The organism is Brevibacterium sp. LAARM3_SD1 (assembly GCF_057364765.1).
On the sequence record NZ_JBNFOL010000027.1, the window covers coordinates 37054 to 57811 of the forward strand.

13 protein-coding genes, 2 tRNA genes and 2 pseudogenes are annotated in these 20758 nt (G+C 64.5%); 4 read left to right on the plus strand and 13 right to left on the minus strand.

Going from position 1 to position 20758, the window contains the following annotated elements; genetic code table 11:
- The first annotated feature begins 78 nt into the window (after positions 1-78).
- On the plus strand, positions 79-726 hold the full coding sequence (locus AC2W7L_RS14215; protein WP_167195861.1) for a vitamin K epoxide reductase family protein: 648 nt from the start codon (positions 79-81) through the stop codon (positions 724-726).
- Positions 727-843: 117 nt separating this feature from the next.
- On the opposite strand, the gene ndk is transcribed toward AC2W7L_RS14215, so the two are convergent.
- From ndk to AC2W7L_RS14245, 6 genes are all read right to left on the minus strand, one after another.
- Positions 844-1263 carry a nucleoside-diphosphate kinase gene (gene ndk, locus AC2W7L_RS14220; RefSeq protein WP_039210750.1) on the minus strand — a complete coding sequence of 140 codons (420 nt, stop codon included), beginning with the start codon at positions 1261-1263 and terminating at the stop codon, positions 844-846.
- 83 nt (positions 1264-1346) lie between these two features.
- The gene (locus AC2W7L_RS14225) at positions 1347-1712 is read right to left on the minus strand and encodes a DUF4233 domain-containing protein (RefSeq protein ID WP_486004948.1); all 366 of its coding nucleotides are present in this window, start codon (positions 1710-1712) and stop codon (positions 1347-1349) included.
- A complete protein-coding gene (locus tag AC2W7L_RS14230; protein ID WP_486004949.1) occupies positions 1709-3208 on the minus strand; it encodes a bifunctional folylpolyglutamate synthase/dihydrofolate synthase in 1500 nt (499 codons plus the stop codon). The genes AC2W7L_RS14225 and AC2W7L_RS14230 overlap by 4 nt, the downstream gene beginning before the upstream one ends.
- On the minus strand, positions 3205-6468 hold the full coding sequence (gene ileS, locus AC2W7L_RS14235) for an isoleucine--tRNA ligase (protein ID WP_486004950.1): 3264 nt from the start codon (positions 6466-6468) through the stop codon (positions 3205-3207). Before ileS ends, AC2W7L_RS14230 begins: the two co-directional genes overlap by 4 nt.
- Before the next feature lie 312 nt (positions 6469-6780).
- Positions 6781-7536: an SDR family oxidoreductase gene (locus tag AC2W7L_RS14240; RefSeq protein ID WP_062242236.1), complete on the minus strand. Its 756-nt coding sequence runs from the start codon at positions 7534-7536 to the stop codon at positions 6781-6783.
- A gap of 78 nt (positions 7537-7614) precedes the next feature.
- Positions 7615-8766, minus strand: coding sequence for an acyltransferase (locus AC2W7L_RS14245; protein ID WP_486004951.1), 1152 nt, complete (start codon positions 8764-8766; stop codon positions 7615-7617).
- A 243-nt stretch (positions 8767-9009) separates the two neighbouring features.
- Between AC2W7L_RS14245 and valS the strand changes: the two are divergent.
- Both valS and AC2W7L_RS14255 read left to right on the plus strand, forming a co-directional pair.
- Positions 9010-11653 (plus strand): annotated as a pseudogene (valS, locus tag AC2W7L_RS14250) (valine--tRNA ligase).
- A gap of 359 nt (positions 11654-12012) precedes the next feature.
- Positions 12013-12596: pseudogene (locus tag AC2W7L_RS14255) on the plus strand (AIM24 family protein).
- A 325-nt stretch (positions 12597-12921) separates the two neighbouring features.
- Here AC2W7L_RS14255 and AC2W7L_RS14260 read toward each other — a convergent pair.
- From AC2W7L_RS14260 to AC2W7L_RS14290, 7 genes are all read right to left on the minus strand, one after another.
- Positions 12922-14208, minus strand: coding sequence for an MFS transporter (locus AC2W7L_RS14260; RefSeq protein ID WP_486004952.1), 1287 nt, complete (start codon positions 14206-14208; stop codon positions 12922-12924).
- Between the two features lie 11 nt (positions 14209-14219).
- Entirely contained in the window at positions 14220-15503 is a 1284-nt protein-coding gene (gene clpX / locus AC2W7L_RS14265) for an ATP-dependent Clp protease ATP-binding subunit ClpX (RefSeq protein ID WP_486004953.1), read from the minus strand.
- 196 nt (positions 15504-15699) lie between these two features.
- Positions 15700-16344, minus strand: a complete 645-nt coding sequence (locus AC2W7L_RS14270; RefSeq protein ID WP_062242223.1) for an ATP-dependent Clp protease proteolytic subunit — start codon at positions 16342-16344, stop codon at positions 15700-15702.
- A 26-nt stretch (positions 16345-16370) separates the two neighbouring features.
- A complete protein-coding gene (locus AC2W7L_RS14275; RefSeq protein ID WP_101545567.1) occupies positions 16371-16967 on the minus strand; it encodes an ATP-dependent Clp protease proteolytic subunit in 597 nt (198 codons plus the stop codon).
- Positions 16968-17171: 204 nt separating this feature from the next.
- Complete coding sequence (tig, locus tag AC2W7L_RS14280) at positions 17172-18533, minus strand: trigger factor (protein ID WP_486004954.1); 1362 nt, start codon at positions 18531-18533, stop codon at positions 17172-17174.
- Between the two features lie 212 nt (positions 18534-18745).
- The gene (locus AC2W7L_RS14285; RefSeq protein WP_486004955.1) at positions 18746-20152 is read right to left on the minus strand and encodes a glycoside hydrolase family 15 protein; all 1407 of its coding nucleotides are present in this window, start codon (positions 20150-20152) and stop codon (positions 18746-18748) included.
- Positions 20153-20214: 62 nt separating this feature from the next.
- A tRNA-Gly gene (locus tag AC2W7L_RS14290) sits at positions 20215-20288 on the minus strand.
- Positions 20289-20453: 165 nt separating this feature from the next.
- Between AC2W7L_RS14290 and AC2W7L_RS14295 the strand changes: the two genes are divergently transcribed.
- Positions 20454-20527 (plus strand) — tRNA-Pro (locus AC2W7L_RS14295).
- Positions 20528-20758 lie beyond the last annotated feature (231 nt).

Here is a 20758-nt window from a genome sequence, read left to right on the forward strand (position 1 = left end):
TCACAGAAGTGCCTTGTCTCTGGGGTTTCATGTGGTGCGGGGTTTGCCGCGCGGGACGCGGCCAGGCATTCTTGAGGAGTGAACACCGCACTGACTCACTCCGATGACCTCGAAACCGCCGATACCGCCTCGTCGTGGGTGCTCAGATCGGCACCGTTCGGGATCTTCCTCATCGTCGCCTCCGTCATCGGCTTCCTCGCCTCGTTCTCTCTGTCGGCGGAGAAGTACGAGAAGCTGGCGAATCCGAACGTCGTGCTCTCCTGCGATCTCAACCCGTTCTTCTCCTGCGGTTCGGTCATGGAGCACGCCGAAGCAGAGCTCCTGGGCTTTCCCAATCAGCTCATGGGCATCGCGGCCTTCGTCTTCCCGTTGCTGCTCGGTGTGCTCATCCTGTCCGGAACCCGCCTGCCCCGTTGGGTGATGGTCGGCCTGAACATCGGTTTGGCCTGCGGCGTCGCGTTGGTGATGTTCCTGTTCTACATCTCGATCTACAAGATCGGCGTCGGCTGCCCGTGGTGCATCATCGTGTGGACCGTGACGATTCCGATGTTCATGGCCGTCACCGCCCGCAATCTGCTCACCGGAGCCTTCGGCCGTCGAGCCGCCGACAATGCCGTGCTGAGAGTTCTGGCCAAGGAGAACATCGCCCTGTCCGTGCTGTGGATGCTCATCATCTTCGCGTGCATCGTCGTGCAGTTCTGGGCGTTCTTCTCCAACTTGCTCTGACGTTGTGAGCATGACGACGTTGTGAATGCAGTGAGGGCGCACCACATGGTGGGGGGCCCCTCACTGCTTCCACCGGCACGGCGCGGTCATCGGCCGTGCGCAATCTGCAGGTGGTCGTCAGCCTTCGGCCGGGTACCAGATACCGATCTCACGTTCGGCTGATTCGGTGGAATCGGATCCGTGCACGAGGTTCTTCTGCACCTTCTCACCCCAGTCGCGACCGAGGTCGCCGCGGATCGTGCCCGGAGCCGCAGCCGTCGGGTCGGTGGCGCCGGCCAGGGACCGGAAGCCGGGGATGACGCCCTGTCCGGAGGCGATGATCGAGACGATCGGTCCTTCGGACATGAAGTCGACCAGCGGCTGGTAGAAGGGCTTGCCTTCGTGTTCGGCGTAGTGGGCTGCCAGTTCGGCGGCGGTGGCCGAACGGAGGTCCAGGGCGTCGATTGCATAGCCCTTGGCTTCGATTCGGGCCACGATCTGTCCGACGAGTCCGCGAGCGACTCCGTCGGGCTTGATGAGAATGAGCGTACGTTCCATTCCGGTCCTTCCAATTGCGTGTGGACGTCGGTCCACAGTCTACCCGGACGCCGAGGCGGTCCCGCCCCCGGCGATGAAGAGGTTCAGTCGCGCGCGGCGACCTCACGATCGATGCGAGCCGACCAGTAGACGGCGACGGCCCACAGGGCGATGAAGAGCGCTGCGACGAAGAACATCGAGGTGAGCACGAACCCGGACGCCAGCAGCAGCGCCTGCACAACCCAGCCGATGATCACACCGGGACGCCTCTCACCGATCCGACGGGGCAGCAGGAGGACCGCGACGATCGCCAGCACGGCGACGACCGAGGCTCCGATGAGCAGCTGTGTCAGGGTCAGGGTCTGTGCTGACTTCACTGACAGGCCGAAGGTCGTGAGCACGGCGAAGTAGACGACGACGAGTTCGCAGATGAGGATCGATCCGCACAGCACGGGGTACTTCGACTTCATCGCTCCTCCCCTCGTCCGAGCAGCAGGCGGGCTTCGGCCACGGTGTAGATGGAACCGGTGACGACGATTCCCGGACTCTTCGCATCGACGCTGTTGGCCAGGTCGATGGCCTTCATCAGGGCGGCATTGAGGTCGGAGGCGACGAGGACGGAATCCTCGTCGACCCACTCCCTGGCCGCCTCGGCGAGGTCGTCGACCGGCAGCGCACGGGAGTTGAGGTTCTCGCTGACGACGAACACATCGGCGCTGCGGTGAAGCTCTTCGATGACTCCGTCGGCGTCCTTGTCCGCCAGCATCGCCAGCACCATGACGACATAGTCGAAGTCGAACGCCTCGGTGAGGGTCTCGGCGAGCACATGCGCGGCATCCGGGTTGTGTGCGCCGTCGACGACGACGCTGGGCCCGGTGCGCACGAGTTCGGCGCGGCCCGGTGAGGTCACACGTGCCAGCCCCTCGGCCACAGTCTCCTGGTTGAGCGGCTTGTCTTCGGCACCGAGGAAGGCTTCGGCCGCGACGATCGCAACGGCGGCGTTATGGGCCTGGTGGACTCCGTGCAGAGGCAGGAACAGGTCGGAGTAGACGTCTCGCCGCCCCTGAACGGTGATGAGCTGACCATCGACGGCCCGCTGCCGGTCGAGGAGGCGGAAGTCGCGTTCCTCGGTGGCCAGCGGAACCTCTCGGCGAGCAGCCTCCTCGTCGAGGACCGCCTGGGCGGCTTCGTCCTGGACGGCAGATACGGCGACGGGTTCCGGGGCCGGACTCTCCTCGACGCTGCGGTCGAGGATTCCGGCCTTCGTCGCGGCGATCTCCTCGATGGTGTCGCCGAGGAACGCCTGATGGTCGAGGCCGATCTTCGTAAACACGCACACCTGAGCATCGGCGACGTTCGTCGAATCCCAAGCGCCGCCCATGCCGACTTCCGTCACGACGACATCGACAGGGGCATCGGCGAACACGGCGAAGGCCAGGACGGTCAGTGCCTCGAAGTAGGTCAGCTTGGCGCGGCCTTCGGCCTCGAGCTGGGCGTCGACGATCTCGAGGTAAGGGGCGATCTCGTCATAGATGCGCACGAAGGTGTGTGCGGACACGGGTGCCCCGTCCACCGAGATCCGTTCGGTCACCGAGTGCAGGTGAGGGCTGGTGAACCGGCCGACGCGGAGCTCGTGGGCGGTGATGAGCGAATCGATCATCCGCGCCGTTGAGGTCTTCCCGTTCGTGCCTGTGATCGTGATCGTCGGGGCCGCGGTGTGGATGTCGCCGAGGACCTCGCACGCTCGCCGGGTCGCGTCGAGGCGCAGTTCGACCTGTGTCTCCCCCGCCCGGGCCAGCAGCAGGGCGTAGACGCGGGCGAGTTCGGCACGTGTCGCCTCATCGACGACCGGTTCGGGCAGCGGTTCCGGGTCTGTCTCTTCCTCGATCTGGGGATCTTCGACAGCGGCCAGCAGCTCCTCAGCTTCGGCCACCGGATCCTCGGCTGGGGTGTTGTCGTCGCTCATGCTCGCTTCACCGCCAGACGGGTGCCGCCGGGCAGCTCCTCCGGGGTGAAGGCCTCGGCGTCGGCATCGGCTGTCCCGAAGGTCAGTGATGTCGTCAGGGTCTCACCGGCGATGAGGTCGGCGTGAGGCTCGAGCGCGGCGGTCACCTCGGTGCCGGCTTCGATGGTCACGGCGATCCGGTCGGAGATGTCGAGGTCGAGCTGCTTGCGGATGCCCTGGATGGCGCGCACGGCATCGCGGGCCATGCCTTCGGCCTCGAGTTCCGGTGTGACCCGAGTGTCGAGAGCGAGGAAGCCGGAGTCGAGGGCTGCGAGCTCCATACCGTCGGTGCCGGATTCGGCGACGGATTCGAGCGTGTATTCGCCTTCGACGAGTTCGATTCCGCCGCTGACCACGGTGCCGTCGGTGACGGACCAATCGCCGGTCTTCGAGGCCCTGATGACCTGCTGGACCTGCTTGCCCAGACGGGGTCCCGCGGCACGGGCGTTGACGACGAGATTCTGCGACAGGGAGAATCCGGCGGCTTCCGCCTCGGCGACGTCGAGGACCTCGACGGTGCGCACATTGAGCTCATCGGCGATGATCTCGGTGAAGTCGGAGTTCAGGTCCGAATCGGTGGCGACGGTCAGCTGCGACAGCGGCAGGCGCACGCGCAGCTGATTGGCCTTGCGCACCGAGGAGGCCGTTGAGCAGATATCGCGGGTGAGATCCATGGCCGCGACGAGGTCGGCGTCGGCGGGGAAGACATCGGCGTCGGGATAGTCGGCCAAGTGCACCGACCGCTGACCGGTCAGTCCGCGGTAGATCTCTTCGACCGTGAACGGCAGCAGGGGTGCAGCGACCCGGCAGAATGCCTCCAGGCAGGTGTAGAACACGTCGAAGGACTCATGCGTGTCGGCACCGCCGTCCCAGAACCGGCGGCGCGAACGGCGCACATACCAGTTCGTGAGCATGTCGAGGTAGCTGCGGACGAGTTCGCATGCCGCCCAGATGTCCAGGCCGTCCATCGCCTCGGCGAATTCGGTGATGAGGTCGTGCGTCTTGGCCAGCAGATACCGGTCGAGGACCTGGCTGGAGTCATAGCGCGTCTGTGCCTGGTAGCCGGTCTTCTCCCCCGCCGGGCCGTCGGCGGCGTTGGAGTAGGTGGCGAAGAACTGCCACGTGTTCCACAGCGGCAGCACGACCTGGCGGACACCGTCGCGGATGCCCTGCTCGGTGACGACGAGATTGCCGCCGCGCAGGATCGACGAGGCCATGAGGAACCAGCGCATGGCATCCGAGCCGTCGCGATTGAAGACTTCGTTGACATCGGGGTAGTTGCGCAGAGACTTCGACATCTTCTGCCCGTCGGAGCCCAAGACAATGCCGTGGGAGATGCAGTTCGTGAAGGCGGGACGGTCGAAGATCGCTGTGGCCAGCACGTGCAGCAGGTAGAACCAGCCGCGCGTCTGCCCCACGTATTCGACGATGAAGTCGGCCGGGAAATGGTTGTCGAACCATTCGGAGTTCTCGAACGGGTAGTGCACCTGGGCGTAGCTCATCGATCCGGAGTCGAACCACACGTCGAAGATCTCCGGGATGCGCTGCATCACAGACTTGCCCGTGGGGTCGTCCGGGTTCGGGCGGGTGAGGTCGTCGACCCACGGGCGGTGGAGGTCGACTTCGCCGGAGTCATTGCGCGGCAGTCGGCCGAAGTCCGCTTCGATCTCGGCCAGAGATCCGTAGACGTCGGTGCGTGGGTAGGCCGGGTCGGAGGAGATCCACACGGGGATCGGCGAACCCCAGAAGCGGTTGCGCGAGATCGACCAGTCACGGGCGTTCTCGAGCCATTTGCCGAACTGTCCGTGCTTGACGTTGTCGGGCACCCAGTTGATCTGTTCGTTGAGTTCGACCATGCGGTCCTTGAACTCGGTGACGCGGACGAACCAGGACGACACGGCACGGTAGATCAGCGGGTTCCGGCACCGCCAGCAGTGCGGGTAGGAGTGTTCGTAGGATTCGTGGCGGACCAGCAGCGCGGAACGGCCGTCCATCGGCCCCGTGTGGTTGCGCAGGTCCTTGATGATCGCCTTGTTCGCGTCGAATACCTGCTCGCCGGCGTAGTCGGGGACGGTCGAGTCGAAGCGACCGGCGTCGTCGACGGGACGGGCAGCGGTGATTCCGAAGGAGTCGGTGAGCTCCTTGTCCTCTTCACCGAAGGCCGGCGACTGGTGGACGATTCCGGTGCCGTCTTCGACGGTGACGAAGTCGGCGGCGAGGATCGTGTGCATCCGCTCGCCGAATTCCTCCTGGCGTCCCTCGAAATAAGGGAACGGAGGTTCGTAGGCTGCACCGACGAGTTCGCTGCCGGGGAAGGTCCGCAGAACCTGCGGGTCTTCGCCGAGTTCACGTGCATAGGCGCCGAGGCGCGCCTCGGCGAGGATGAGGGTCTTGCCCTGGAACTCCTCGGCCCCGTCCTCACCGGGCACCACGGCGACCAGGGGGATCTCTGGGTTGACGGCCACGGCCTGGTTCGACGGAACCGTCCACGGTGTCGTGGTCCAGATGAGGACCCACTCGTCGGAATCCTTGAGCTTGTAGCCGATGGTCACGGCCGGATCCTGACGCATCTTGTATACGTCGTCATCCATGCGCAGCTCATGGTTCGACAGCGGCGTTTCGTCCTTCCAGCAGTACGGGAGGACGCGGTAGCCCTCGTAGACCAGGCCCTTGTCCCAGAGCTGCTTGAACGCCCAGATGACGCTTTCCATGTATTCGACATTGAGCGTCTTGTAGTCGTTGTCGAAGTCGACCCAACGACCCTGACGGGTCACATACTCTTCCCATTCCTGGGTGTAGCGCAGGACCGAGGAACGGCAGGCGTCGTTGAAGGCGGCCAGCCCCATGCGGCCGATCTCGGACTTGTCGGTGATGCCCAGCTGACGCTCGGCCTCGAGCTCGGCCGGCAGGCCATGAGTGTCCCAGCCGAATCGCCGGTCGACCTTCTTGCCCCGCATGGTCTGGAAACGCGGAACGACGTCCTTGACGTAGCCGGTGAGCAGGTGACCGTAGTGGGGCAGGCCGTTGGCGAAGGGAGGGCCGTCGTAGAAGACGAACTCGTTCTCGCCGTTCTCGCCGGCGTCGCGCTGAGCGATCGAGGCTTTGAAGGTGTCGTCCTCCTGCCAGTAGCGCAGCACAGCGTCTTCGATGGCAGGGAAGTTCGGGGCACTGGAGAGTCCGAACGTCGAGGTCGAAACCTTGGGATAAAGAGGCTGAGTCATGAGCGTCCTTCTGGGTCACTGCGGTCACTGTCACGAGGACGACAGTCTGCCGCGGTACCACCTCGCTTATCCGCTCTCCGACCGGTTCCGGTCAGTCAGCAGATCGCTCATTGACTAAGACGATGACGGGTCTACCCGTCCGGGTCTACTGAGAACACAGCGCTGTGCACGCTGGCTCCGTTCTTCCGGATGCTCCCCGGTGATAGCCGGATCGACGCAAGACAATCGTATACCGTCGACTCCGCCCGAGACCACTCGACAGGACATCTCAGTCACTTCGCCGAGGCGGCCCCGGGCAGGAGCCCTGCACGCTCAGAGTCCGCGGTTGCGGGCGACTTTGTGCTGGGCGGCCTGGGCGATCGGTCGGATGACCATGAGGTCGACATTGAAGTGGTGCGGTCGGGTCAGCGTGTACACGACGGCGTCGGCGACGTCGTCAGCGGTCAGCGGGTTCTCGACGCCTTCATAGACCTTCGCGGCCTTCGCTTCGTCACCGCCGACGCGTTTGTAGGTGAATTCGTCCGTGGCGACCATTCCGGGGGCGATCTCGATGACCCGCACGGGTTCGCCGGCGAGTTCGAGTCGCAGGGTCGCCGCCATCGAGTGGGTGCCGTGCTTCGCGGCGACGTAGCCTCCGCCTCCTTCGTAGGCCTGATGGCCCGCGGTCGAGGACATGACGACGATGTCCCCGCGGCCGGAGTCGATGAGTGCGGGCAGCAGGGCCTTGACGACGCGCAGGACACCGAGGACGTTGATGTCGAACATGTCCCGCCATCCGTCGATGGACGCCTCGGCGACGGTGTCGGTTCCGAAGGCGGCACCGGCATTGGCCACGAGGGAATGGACGACTCCCCCGGCGAGCACCTGCTCAGCCATGGATGCGACGGCGGCGTCATCGGTGAGGTCGGCGACGATGTAGTCGGCTCCGGTCTCCTCGGCGAGGGCCTTGAGTTTGTCCTCACGGCGGGCCACTGCCACGACGTCCCAGCCCTGCTCGCGCAGCTGTCGAACAGTGGCGGCACCGATTCCGGAGCTGGCTCCAGTGACTACGGCTCTGAGAGTTTCCATCTGTGTTCTCCTCTGTGGGGGCGGTTGCTGTGACGAGTCGGAACTCCGGTCGCGCGGATTTCCTGTTCGGGTTTCAGTCTACGGAGTCGGCTCCCGTCCGGGGGCAGTGTCCTCGGAACCGAGATCAATGTCGATCGAAGTTCTCAGGGACGGATCGGCCTGGCCCTGTTGATCGGGCGGGGCGACTTCGGTCGGGGTCGTCGACTTGCTCGGTCGGGAATGTGGGTTGCGGGGCCCGCCTTCCCCGAAGACGGTGCGGAAGCCGGGGATCTTCACGGCAACCCAGGTGATCGCTGCGCTGACGATCGCGTAGGCGATCGGCATGATGACAGCGTGGAGAAGGACGCCGGGCACGGTGTCCGGCAGGCCCATGGCATTGCGCACCGGGTAGAGCAGGAGCGGATGGAGGAGGAACACACCGAAGGAATACGGGTAGAAGCGGTGCAGCAGGCCGAATCCCTCACGCAGATGGAAGTGCAGGAGGAGATAGGCGGCCATGGAGGCGATGACGACCCCCGGGGCGAGGTACTCGTACGGGAACATCCACGGCTTCTCGCCGGGACCCAGTCCGGCCCAGACGGCGGTCCCGGCGATCGCGATTGCCAGCGTCGCCCAAGCGACGAGTGCGCCGCGGACGGACAGGACGATATCGCGCAGCACCCATCCGAGGATGTAGAAGCCGGCCATCGGCAGGAACCGAGTGGCGATATTGGCTTCGCCGACGTCGAAGATCATCGACACCCACTGGTCGGCCATGCCGATGCCGAGGAAGATCAGCCCCGTCCCCCATTGCAGCCTGCGGGAGCCGTGGACGCTGAGCAGGCGGAAGAACGGGGTGAGCAGGGTCAGCCCCGCGAGGACGTAGAGGAAGTAGAGCTGGACGAAGGGTGATCCGGTGAGGATCGCGATGCCGGGATTCCAGGATTCGTCGTCCGGCTGCAGGTAGTAGCGACGGAACAGGACATAGACGATGGTCCAGAATACGAGGGGGATGCCGATTCGCCAGACCCGTTTGGACAGGAACTTCCGCGGTTTGGTCCCCCTCGCGGGGTCGAGGGCCAAAGCCCCAGAGATCATGATGAACACGGGCACTGACCACCGACATGCGGAGTCGATGGCATTGGCCAGCCACCAGTCGGGACCCATTCCTGCGAAGTTCTCTTCGACGACGGTGCCCAGGGAATGAATAGCGACGACGGCGATGATCGCGATCGCCCGTGCCGGGTTCATCCACGCGGTCGACGTGGGTGGCGGGTTCTCAGTCGGAATTCGGTCCAAAGGGGCCATGCGTCCATATTCTCATTGCCTGCGACAGAACCGTCTCACTCCCCCTTCAGGGTGTGAGCCGCCCCACCGGACCGACGAAGGTGAGCCTGAGCAGGTGCGCTGCCCTCTCGCGCCGTCGAGGATTCGCATGTCAGCGGGCGCGAACCGGTTTGGCCGAAAGCGAACCGAGTGAGAAAATCAGCAACTATGAACACACCTGCCTTTTCGGACTCGACGCACGAGTCAGTGAACCTGCCCGACAAGCCGCCTCGAGGGCCTGCGGGACAAATGGGACGCCGCGTGGAGCGAGCAGAACGTCTACGCCTTCGACGTCGACACCGATCGCGAGCAGGTCTACTCGATCGACACTCCCCCGCCGACCGCTTCGGGGTCGCTGCACGTGGGACACGTGTTCTCGTACACGCAGACCGACATCATCGCACGCTACCAGCGGATGACGGGCAAGAACGTGTTCTACCCGCTGGGATGGGACGACAACGGCCTTCCGACCGAACGCCGGGTGCAGAACTACTACGGCGTCACCTGCGATCCCAGCCAGCACTATGACCCGGACTTCCAGCCGCCGGCGAAGGCGCCGAAGAATTCGCGTGACTTCGTCAAAGTCTCTCGCCAGAACTTCATCGAGCTGTGCGAGAAGCTCTCGGCCGAGGACGAGAAGGTGTTCGAAGACCTCTTCCGCTCCACCGGACTGTCGGTGGATTGGAAGTACACCTACCGCACGATCGATGACGATTCCCGTGCCGTGAGCCAGCGCGCCTTCCTCACCGACCTCAAGAACGGGCACGCCTATTCGCAGGACGCCCCGACCATGTGGGACGTGACCTTCGGTACCGCGGTCGCTCAGGCCGAACTCGAGGACCGCGAGCGGGAAGGCGCCTATCACAAGGTGAAGTTCTTCCCCGAGGGCGCCGATGGCCTGGCCGACACCTCGGCTGAGCCGATCATCATCCTCACCTCGCGCCCGGAGCTCATTCCCGCCGTCGTGGCGCTCGTCGCCCACCCCGATGACGAACGCTACGCCTCCCTGTTCGGCACCAACGTCGTTTCGCCGCTCTTCGGCGTCAGCGTCGAGGTCCGCGCCCATGAGCTGGCGAAGTCCGACAAGGGTACGGGCATCGCCATGGTCTGCACCTTCGGTGACCTCACCGACGTGACCTGGTGGCGCGAACTGGATCTGCCGACCCGCGCGGTGATCAACCGCGGCGGCCGCCTCAATCTCGAGGTGCCCGAGTGGATCGCCGCATCGCCGAAGGCCGATGCGAAGGCCAACTACGAGGCCCTGGCGGGAAAGACGACGTTCTCTGCCCGCAAGGACATTGCGCAGATGCTCATCGACTCCGGTGACCTCATCGGCGAGATCGAGCCGATCACCCACCCGGTCCCGTTCTACGAGAAGGGCGACAAACCGCTAGAGGTCGTCACCAGCCGTCAGTGGTACATCCGCAACGGCGGTCGCTCGGCCGAGCTGCGGGATGCGCTCATCGCCCGCGGTCGTGAGATCGAATGGCACCCTGCGTACATGCGCTCCCGCTACGAGAACTGGGTGGAGAACCTCAACGGCGACTGGCTGGTCTCCCGGCAGCGTTTCTTCGGAGTCCCGATCCCCCTGTGGTACCGCCTCGATGCCGACGGTCAGCCCGACTACGAGAACCCGATCGTTCCGGAATCGCTGCCCTGCGACCCCATCGCCGAGGCGCCTGCCGGCTTCACCGACGACCAGCGCGATGTGCCAGGCGGCTTCACCGCGGACCCGGACGTGCTCGACACCTGGGCGACGTCGTCGCTGACTCCGCAGCTGCTCGGCGGCTGGTCGCGTGATGAGGAGTTCTTCGACAAGGTCTTCCCGTTCGACCTGCGTCCGCAGGGACACGACATCATCCGCACCTGGCTGTTCTCCACCGTCGTCCGGGCGAACTCGCTCAATGATGCGGCCCCGTGGAAGCATGCCGGACTCTCGGGCTGGATCCTCGATCCGGACCGGAAGAAGATGTCGAAATCGAAGGGCAACGTGGTCGTGCCCTCGGACATCCTCGGCGAGGCGAAGCCGGGATTCGGTCCCGATGCCGTCCGCTACTGGGCTGCCAGCGCAAAGCTCGGCGCCGACACCGCCTATGACGTCACGCAGATGCAGATCGGTCGCCGTCTGGCGATGAAGCTGCTCAACGCGTCGAAGTTCGCTCTGGCTCAGGGCGTGCACGCCGGCCTCATCGGTCAGCTCGGTGCGGTCACGCACGATCTCGACCGGGCCCTGCTGGCGAAGCTGGCCGATGTCGTCGAACAGGCCGGCACGCACATGGCCGCCTACGACTACGCTCATGCTCTGCGCGTGAGCGAGAGCTTCTTCTGGGAGTTCACCGACGACTACGTCGAGCTGGTCAAGGATCGCTCCTACGGCGCCTCTGGCACCGACGACCAGGTGTCGGCCCACGTCACTCTGGCTACCGCCCTGGACGTGCTGCTGCGTCTGTTCGCACCGTTCACCCCGTTCGTCACCGAAGAGGTCTGGTCCTGGTGGCGCACCGGTTCGGTCCACCGTGCCGCGTGGCCGGCCGATGAGGCGCTCAGCCACCCGGATTCGTCCGTCGATCCCGAGCTGCTGGCGTCGGTGGCGGCGGCTCTCACCGAGATCCGCCGCACGAAGACAGAGGCCAAGGTCTCGCAGAAGACCGAGGTCGCCTCGGTGACGATTCAGGCCCCGGCCTCCGTCGTCTCCGCGATCAAGGCAGCAGAAGGCGACCTCAAGGCCGCCGGCCGCATCAAGTCCCTGACGACCGAGGAAGCCGGCGAGGAGATCACCATCGCCGCGATCAGCTTCGTCGAACAGGACTGAGCGCTCGTCGAACAGGACTGGGCGCTCGTCCAGCCGGATCTCCGGGTCAGCCTGAGCCCACGTCAGGCCCCCGCAGAGCCCCACGGCACCCGTTTATCCGCAGAGTCGGAGCAGCGGATGCGGTGGGGCTCTGCGTATGTTCCGGAACGGAAACACGAATTGGCCCGATTCTGCGGCCCCTCCCCCGTAATATGGTTTTCGACAACTGAAGAAGTACCGACGTCCTCCCTGAACGAAAGGCCCCCAGAACCGTGAGAAGCGAACTGTTTTCCAAGCGCAACGCCGAGGTCCAGAACCAGGAGCGGTGGACCCTCCAATCGAATAAGATGCTGCGTTCGGTGGTCACGCCGAACGCCCCGATGATCGCCACCAAGGGCGCCATGGTCGCCTACCAGGGCGATGTCCGCTTCACCCACCAGGGCTCGAAGTCGGTCGGCCAGTTCATGAAGAAGGCGGCCACCGGCGAAGGCGGCAACGTCATGCGCGTCGAGGGACACGGTGAAGTGTTCTTCGCCCGGGAAGCCTCGAACATCTTCATGATGGCCTCGAGGGACCGCAGGACGCACTGACCGTCAACACGGCGAACCTGCTCGCCTTCGACGACGCTCTCAGCTGGGAGATCAAGCGCATCAAGGGCGGCGTCGGAGCAATGGTCAGCGGTTCGGGACTGTTCAACCTCGAACTCGCCGGGCAGGGCACCGCCGCCATCTGCTGCAAGGGCGAGCCCATGGTCCTCGACTGCTCGCAGCAGCCGACCTTCGTCGACCCGCAGGCCGCCGTGTGCTGGTCCTCTGCTCTGGCGCCGCAGATCAAGACCGATGTCAACGTCGGCACGTTCTTCGGCCGTGGCTCCGGCGAGTCCGTGCAGCTGGCGTTCCACGGCCCCGGCTTCGTCGTCGTCCAGCCTGCGGAGAACGCCGTCTACTCGGCGACCACCAGCTGACGCGCCGTGCCAGATTCGAGGTGACGCACCTGCGAACCTCGAGCTGGCAGAAGTCGCCGAGACACCTCCGACCCGCTGCGATGGCAGCGAGCCGGGGGTGTCCTCGTCTCCACGAGGCTGTCGAGGCCGCTGTTCGCGCAGACCTTCCCTCGCCCCGTTCTCGCATCCCTTACCCGTCGCCCGTCTTCACCTCGCTGCAACGGTGCGCTTTGTCAGGAACAAGGAGGGATACGAAGGCACCAAGGGGGGTTGCCGCTTACAGGGTGGTGTGAGGGCAGCGGTGCGTAGTGCTGCAGAAGACCTCTTGCCCCGTCGTACCGTGGGATCAGGCGGTGGGGACGGTGTGCTCGTGGCCGCCGCGCTCGACTCGGTACTTTCGGAAGGTCGGGAAGATCGCGGCGCAGGCGAGCACCAGGACGATGACGGCGATGCCGCCGCCCGCCGAGGCGACCGTGGTGTTCGAGACGGCCGCGACGGAGCCGTGGAGGACGTCCGCGATACGAGGTCCGCCGGCTACGACGACGATGAATATTCCCTGCATCCGACCACGCATCGCATCGGTGGCGGCCTCTTGCAGCATCGTCTGTCGAAAAGCACCGGACACGATATCGGCTCCCCCGCCGACCGCCATCGCAGCCAATGCGACGACGAGCGCGGTCAGCCAGAAACCGCGCGCAAGCTCGAGGGAGAACCCGAAGACGGTCATCGCGGCGCCCCAGACGGCGATGGCGACGATGACGGCCAGTCCTTGGCGCTGCACGCGTGAGACCCACCCGGAGAAGATTCCGGCCAATGCGCTGCCACCGGCCAGAGAAGCGAAGAGCAGAGAGAAGACGATGCCGCCTTCGGGCGGACCGTCGAAGGTCTCGGCGGCGATCTGCGGGAACAGTGCTCGCGGCATTCCGAAGACCATCGCGATGATGTCCACGAGCAGAGAGACCATGACGACGGTGTTCGTCCGCAGGTACCGGAATCCGTCGACGATGCCTTTGAATCCCGACCGCGTATCGGGCTGTTTCTGCGGCGGCAGCGACGGCAATCGGATCACTGCGTAGAGCGTGGCGAACAGGAACACGGCGTCGATGACGTAGAGCAGCTGGTACCCGAACAGCGGGATCAGCGCTCCGCCGAGGACCGGCCCGATGACGGCTCCCAATGTCATCACGGTCATATTCAGCGAGTTCGCCGCGGGCAGCAGGCCGAGTGGGATGATCGACGGCAGCAGTGCGCCCCTAGCCGGCTGGTTCAGCCCGAAGAAGGCCTGCTGCATCGAGAACACCGACAGCAGCAGCCAGACATTGTCGACGCTCAGCACCGCGATGAGTGCGAGTATCGCGCTCGTGACGATCAGCCCGACGGTCGAGATCACGAGGAGCCTGCGCCGATCGATGACGTCGGCCAGCGACCCACCCCACAGCCCGAAGACGATGAGCGGAACCAGACCGAACGCACCGGCGAGCCCGACATAGCCCGACGACCCGGTGATATGGAAGATCTGTGCGGGAATCGCCACGACCGTCATCTGCGCACCGATGACGGTGACGATGTTGGCTGCCCACAGCCGTCGGAACGACGCGTAGCGCAGTGGGCGTGTGTCAGCCAGGAGCCTCATGTGTCAGAGGCTCAGGCTGATTTCTTGTTCGTCCTGTTCCGTGACTTCGGCACGAGGGTCGGGGCGACATTGGACTCGACGACGTCCTTGGTCACGACCACCTCGGCGATGTCCTCTCGTGAGGGCACATCGAACATGACCGGCTGCAGGACCTCTTCCATGATCGAGCGCAGGCCGCGAGCTCCTGTGCCGCGCAGAAGTGCGAGATCGGCGATGGCTTCGAGGGCTTCGGTCTCGAACGTCAGGGAGACATTGTCGAACTCGAACATCCGCTGGTACTGCTTGACCAGTGCGTTCTTCGGTTCGGTGAGGATCGACATCAGTGCGGCACGGTCGAGGTTGGACACGGTGGCCAGCACAGGGAGCCGACCGATGAATTCGGGGATGAGACCGAATTTGAGCAGATCCTCCGGGAGGATGTCCGCGTAGAGGTCCTCTTCGTCGTTCTTCGACTGCAGAAGGGCACCGAATCCGATGCCGTGTTTGCCCTTGCGGCCGGCCACGATCTCTTCCATCCCGGCGAAGGCGCCGGCGACGATGAACAGCACGTTGGTCGTGTCGATCTGCAGGAAGTCCTGGTGCGGGTGCTTGCGCCCGCCCTGCGGCGGAACCGAGGCCTGAGTGCCTTCGAGGATCTTCAGCAGTGCCTGCTGCACGCCTTCACCGGACACGTCACGGGTGATCGACGGGTTCTCCGACTTGCGGGCGATCTTGTCGATCTCGTCGATGTAGATGATTCCGTGTTCGGCGCGCTGGATGTCGAAGTCCGCAGCCTGGATGAGCTTGAGCAGGATGTTCTCGACGTCTTCACCGACGTAGCCTGCTTCGGTCAGCGCGGTGGCGTCGGCGACGGCGAAGGGGACGTTGAGTCGCTTGGCCAGCGACTGCGCCAGGTAGGTCTTTCCCGAGCCGGTGGGACCGACGAGCAGAATGTTCGACTTCGCGATCTCGACTTCGGAATCGCTGGCGCCGAGGGTCTTCTCGTCGCCTGACTGCAGGGAGCGGATGCGCTTGTAGTGGTTGTAGACGGCTACCGACAGTGCCTTCTTCGCGGGTTCCTGGCCGACCACGTATTCCTGGAGGAAGTCGAAGATCTCACGTGGTTTGGGCAGCTCGAGTTCGGCCTGCTCCGGAGTGGACTCGCTGAGTTCCTCTTCGATGATCTCATTGCACAATCCGATGCATTCATCGCAGATGTAAACACCAGGTCCGGCGATTAGTTTCCGAACCTGCTTCTGAGACTTCCCACAGAAGTTGCATTTGAGCAGGTCTGCTCCGTCCGCACTGCGAGCCACTGTCACAACCTTTCGCCAGGACGCTTGGCCCCAACTCTACCGCTCGTGTTTCCTGTACCTCAATAGCTTCCCACACGTGGCGGACACGAGCCCCCAGCCACGTCTCGGTGTGTCGGAGGAAGGAACCGAGAACGGGTCCGCGCGATCACGATCGCACGAACCCGTTCTCAGCGTTTTCCGGTCCTCCGAGAGGTGATCAGTTCGCGTTCTTGCGCGAAGAGAGCACCTGGTCGACGAGACCGTAGTCCTTGGCCTGCTCGGCCGTGAGGAAGAGGTCGCGTTCGATGTCGTTCGAGACCTGAGCGGCCTCCTTGTTGGAGTGCTTGGCCAGAGTGCCCTCCAGCCATTCGCGCATCCGCAGCACCTCGGCGGCCTGGATCTCGAGGTCAGAGGCCTGACCCTGGCCCTGGCCCTGCATCGCCGGCTGGTGGATGAGCACTCGCGCGTTCGGCAGCGCCAGACGCTTGCCGGGAGTTCCGGCGGCCAGCAGCACGGCGGCGGCCGAGGCGGCCTGACCGAGGCAGACGGTCTGGATCTCCGGCTTGATGTACTGCATCGTGTCGTAGATGGCTGTCATCGCGGTGAAGGAGCCACCGGGCGAATTGATGTAGAGAGTGATGTCGCGGTCCGGATCCTGTGATTCGAGGACCAGCAGCTGAGCCATGACATCGTCGGCGGACGTGTCGTCGACCTGAGCGCCGAGGAACACCACACGATCGTCGAAGAGCTTCGTGTAGGGATCCTGGCGCTTGAAGCCATAGGGTGTGCGCTCTTCGAACTGCGGCATGACATAACGCGACTGCGGCATGTTCGACGCCGTCGAACCCGGCATAAAGTTCATTGAATTCATTCTTCCCTCACTCCTGCTCAGTTGTTCTCGACGTCGGACGCGCGGGTGACCATCTTGTCGATGAAGCCGTATTCGAGGGCTTCCTCAGCGGTGAACCAGTGGTCACGATCGTTGTCCTGGAGGATCTGCTCGAGCGACTTGCCCGTCTGCTGAGCGGTCAGTTCCGCCATCTGCTTCTTCATGTGCAGGATCAGCTCGGCCTGGATCTTGATGTCCGTGGCCGTTCCCCCGATGCCGCCCAGCGGCTGGTGCATGAGGATGCGCGCGTGCGGGGTGGCGTAGCGCTTGCCTGGGGTGCCCGAGGACAGCAGGAACTGTCCCATCGAGGCGGCCATGCCCATGGCCACGGTCGAGACGTCGGGCTTGATGTACTGCATGGTGTCGTAGATGGCCATACCGGCGGTGACGGATCCGCCGGGCGAGTTGATGTAGAGCGAGATGTCCGCTTCGGGATCTTCGGCGGCCAGCAGCATCATCTGCGCGCAGATGGCGTTGGCGTTGTCGTCACGCACCTCCGAACCGAGCCAGATGATGCGCTCCTTGAGAAGACGATTGAAGATGTGGTCGTCGAGACCCATTCCCCCACCGGCGTCGAGGCCGACGGGAGCTGTCATGTCGTGTGCGCTCACGTTTCACTCCTGTGTTCTGTGGATGGCTTGCTATGGACTCTAACCGCTCTCCCCTGGGTTTTAGTCCGCGGCGAGGCCTGTGTTCGCCCTCAGCGTGATCGGGATCAGCGCAGATGCAGAGACGGTGGGTACGGATCGTGATCCGTACCCACCGTCTCATCAGGATTCCACCGCCGAGGCGGCTCTCCCTCAGTTCTCTTCGGCAGCCTCTGCAGGTGCTTCGTCCGCGGCTTCCGCGCTCTGCGCGTCAGCGTCGGCATCCTCGGCGTCGTCACCGGCGGAGGTGAAGGCCTCCATGTCGACGACGTTTCCGGCGGTGTCCTTGACCGTGGCACCGGCCAGGACGGCGGCCAGTGCCTTGCGGCGCGAGACCTCGCCGACCAGCGCATTGACCTGGCCGGAGCTGTCGAGCATCTGAGCGAACTCGTTGGGGTTCATTCCGTACTGCTGCGAAGCGGAGATCAGGTACTCGATGAGTTCGGGCTGGCTGACCTCGACGTTCTCGGCTTCGGAGACGGCATCGAGGATGAACTGCGTGCGCAGGTTGCGCTCGGTCTCCTCGGTGACCTCCTTGCGGTGCTCGTCATCGTCCGAACGGTTCTCGGATTCGAGGTGACGCTCGACCTCGTCGGTGACGATCTTGGCCGGAACCGGCACGTCGAGGGTCTCCATGAGGTGTTCGAGGACCTTGTCGCGTGCCTGGACGCCCTGCTCGGTCTCCTTGTTCTTGCCGGCCTGGACGCGCAGGTCCTCACGCAGCTCGTCGATCGTGTCGAACTCGCTGGCCAGCTGAGCGAAGTCGTCGTCGGCCTCGGGCAGTTCGCGTTCCTTGACGGCACCCAGGGTGATCTTCACGGTGCCCTGTTCGCCGGCGTGCTCGCCGCCTGCGAAAGTGGTCTCGAAGGTCGTGGTCTCTCCGGCGGAGAGCCCGTCGAGGGCCTCGTCCATGCCTTCGAGCATCGTGCCGGCGCCGACCTGGTAGGAGATGTCGGAGGCGGTGTCGATCTCTTCGTCACCGATGGTGGCGACGAGGTCGAGGGTGACGAAGTCGTCCGTGGCTGCGGGGCGATCGACGGCGACCAGGGTTCCGAAGCGGGTGCGCAGCTGCTCGAGCTCGGCATCCACATCGGCGTCGGTGACCTCGATGGGGTCGACCTCGATGTTGATCGTGTCGTAGGCAGGCAGCTTGACCTCGGGACGCACGTCGACCTCGACGGTGAAGCCCAGTTCGCCGTCTTCGGTTCCGTCGAGTCCGGGAACCTCGGAGATCTCGACCTCGGGCTGGCCCATCGGCTTGAGGTCGTGCTCTTCGACCGCGTTGCGGTAGAAGTCATCAAGACCGTTGTTGACGGCTTCCTGGATCACAGCAGGACGACCGATGCGCTGATCGATGATGCGCGAGGGGACCTTGCCCTTGCGGAAACCGGGGACGGTCACCTGGGCACCGATGGTCTTGTATGCCTCGTCGACGCTCGGCTTGAGTTCGGCGTATGGGACTTCCACGCTGATCTTGACCCGGGTGGGGTCGAGTTGCTCGACGGAGCTCTTCACAGTGTGACCTTTCAAATTCGACAGTCATGCATTTTCGGTCATCTCCGACCTGATCATCCGGGTTCGTGACCGCAAACGGCCATCTCACAGCCTGATCGGTCATCTCGTGACCTTAGAGGGAGCGAAAGTCCACGAATAGTTCGCGCACGTCCGCAAGACGCAATCACCTATGTTACGCGAAACCCCGCCCGTTACGCGAAACAGGGGTGATTTCACGAATCCGCTCCACCTCGGTTCACGTAGAGCTCGTCGAGGGTGATGATGACGTTGGCTGCCGTCCATGACAGCGGTGCCACGGACACCGGGACACCCTCGGCGCTGATCTTCTCCGGCAGGGATCCGGCGCTCGTGCGATGGTCGGCGAGCCAGTCGAGGATCTCCTCGGCCTTCTCCGCCTGCCCGAGGCGCGCGAAGCCGAGCCCCATGAGCGAGGTCGACGGCGTCCAGCTGGAGCGGTCGATGATCCATCCGTGACCGGGCTTGATCCCGCCTGCCGGCTGTACGAGCCGGTCCCAGACTCCGCCGAGGAGCTCAGGGTCGAGTGCATAGATCCCCTCTGACCGGTCCGGTACGAGTCCGGCGGCGGGCAGGTAGGCGATGGCCGAATCGGCCCCGCCCGAGGTCGGATACCGCTGCATCCCATTGGCTTCGAAGGTCCGGGTGAAGGTCGCACGGTAGTCATCTGCTGTGCGCCGGACCGATTCAGGATCTCCGCCGAGGCGGCTCCACAGTTCCGGATCCGACTTCGTCAATGCGGTGAGCGAATTCATCCCGACCAGGGTCGGTCCGGCCAGACCGAGGGTGACCTGCGATTCTCCGACCTCCCAATAGTCCGGGCCGACGGGAGGCAGGCTGCGACCGTCGGAGGTGAGGTCGAAGAGGCGCCGGGTGGTCCGTCGCAGCAGGTCATCGAGGTCGCCGAGGTCGAACGGCTCGGCCGTCACCGTGGACACCGCGTGCACGTCGGATACCGCCCAGAGGACGAGGCCGAGGGAGTCGAACTGCGATTCCCGGTCGTCCGGGGCCCTTCCCGTCGCCGGGCCGACTCTGGCGGCGAACGAGCCGTCGACGGCCTGCACGGACTGCAGGAAGAGGAGATGGCTCCAGGCCAAATCCTGTCGACCGACTCGCGCCAGGGCGATGGCGGAGAAGGCGGTGTCGCGGGGCCAGACGTACCGCCAGGGGCCGGCCCATCCGGCGACCGCGGCGGGCAGATCGTCGCTGAGTACCCACAGGTCGAGCAGAGCAGAGACCGCCAGGTCTCGGTGGTGGACCGGCAGCAACGACAGCCATGGTTCGCAGGCCTCGAGGAACTCCTGCTGCCTCCTCGCGGGCCCCGGGTCCGCAAGGTCCGGCATGACTCGCGACTGCGCGGGCAGCGTCTGCGCGGTTTCGACGTCGAGGGCTTCGCGCCGGCCCGAGGAAGTGTAGGCAGCTGTGACGGAACGGACGGGGTCGGGGCGGGCCGCCTCGGCGAGGGCTGCCGTGATCGCTGACCCGAGACCGATCGCGCCGATCCCGATGGCGGCACCGGTGAGGATCGCTCGCCGGCTGGGCCGTGCGGTGCTCTGCGCACCGTGCGGGAGCGTGCCCTGCAGGGGTCGAACGGCGGTGGTCATGGGAGGATCCTACCTGTCCGGGCATGAGAAAACCGGCCTGACCAACGGATCAGACCGGCTTGTGGAGGGGATGACGGGAATCGAACCCGCACCATCAGTTTGGAAGACTGAGGCTCTACCATTGAGCTACATCCCCGTGTTGCGTGTTCGACTATAGTCGAGAACTTCCTCGACCGCCAAATCGACATTCGGTGACCTGCGCCACTTGCCTATCTGCACTGTGAGGTGCGTCGCATTAGCGGGTTTGCTCGATTCGCAAGGTGCAAGTCCCGACCCGCCTGTGGTTAGATAGGAGCCGTCGCGGGATGTGGCGCAGCTTGGTAGCGCATCTGTTTTGGGAACAGAGGGTCGCAGGTTCAAATCCTGTCATCCCGACAGACTTCAGCCGCCCGGACCGATCGGTCCGGGCGGCTTTCTCGTGCCCAACTACGCTGGCCCCCAATTACTACCTGAGGGCGGCCCGGATACCTGGCGCTAGGTTGCTCAGCTGTGTTGTCTCATTACGTTGCTGACAACCTGACTCATTACGTTGCTGACAGTATGTCTCAATACGTTGTTGACACACTTCGGGCCATGCCTGAAGCCCTCTCACTAGCCAAACGCCGC

Coding starts and splice junctions, on each gene's coding strand:
- AC2W7L_RS14285 (WP_486004955.1), bottom strand. CDS start 20,152: ATGACCACCGCCGTTCGACCCCTGCAGGGCACGCTCCCGCACGGTGCG.
- AC2W7L_RS14275 (WP_101545567.1), bottom strand. CDS start 16,967: ATGACAGCTCCCGTCGGCCTCGACGCCGGTGGGGGAATGGGTCTCGAC.
- AC2W7L_RS14240 (WP_062242236.1), bottom strand. CDS start 7,536: ATGGAAACTCTCAGAGCCGTAGTCACTGGAGCCAGCTCCGGAATCGGT.
- AC2W7L_RS14270 (WP_062242223.1), bottom strand. CDS start 16,344: ATGAACTTTATGCCGGGTTCGACGGCGTCGAACATGCCGCAGTCGCGT.
- ileS (WP_486004950.1), bottom strand. CDS start 6,468: ATGACTCAGCCTCTTTATCCCAAGGTTTCGACCTCGACGTTCGGACTC.
- ndk (WP_039210750.1), bottom strand. CDS start 1,263: ATGGAACGTACGCTCATTCTCATCAAGCCCGACGGAGTCGCTCGCGGA.
- AC2W7L_RS14225 (WP_486004948.1), bottom strand. CDS start 1,712: ATGAAGTCGAAGTACCCCGTGCTGTGCGGATCGATCCTCATCTGCGAA.
- AC2W7L_RS14260 (WP_486004952.1), bottom strand. CDS start 14,208: ATGAGGCTCCTGGCTGACACACGCCCACTGCGCTACGCGTCGTTCCGA.
- AC2W7L_RS14230 (WP_486004949.1), bottom strand. CDS start 3,208: ATGAGCGACGACAACACCCCAGCCGAGGATCCGGTGGCCGAAGCTGAG.
- AC2W7L_RS14245 (WP_486004951.1), bottom strand. CDS start 8,766: ATGAACCCGGCACGGGCGATCGCGATCATCGCCGTCGTCGCTATTCAT.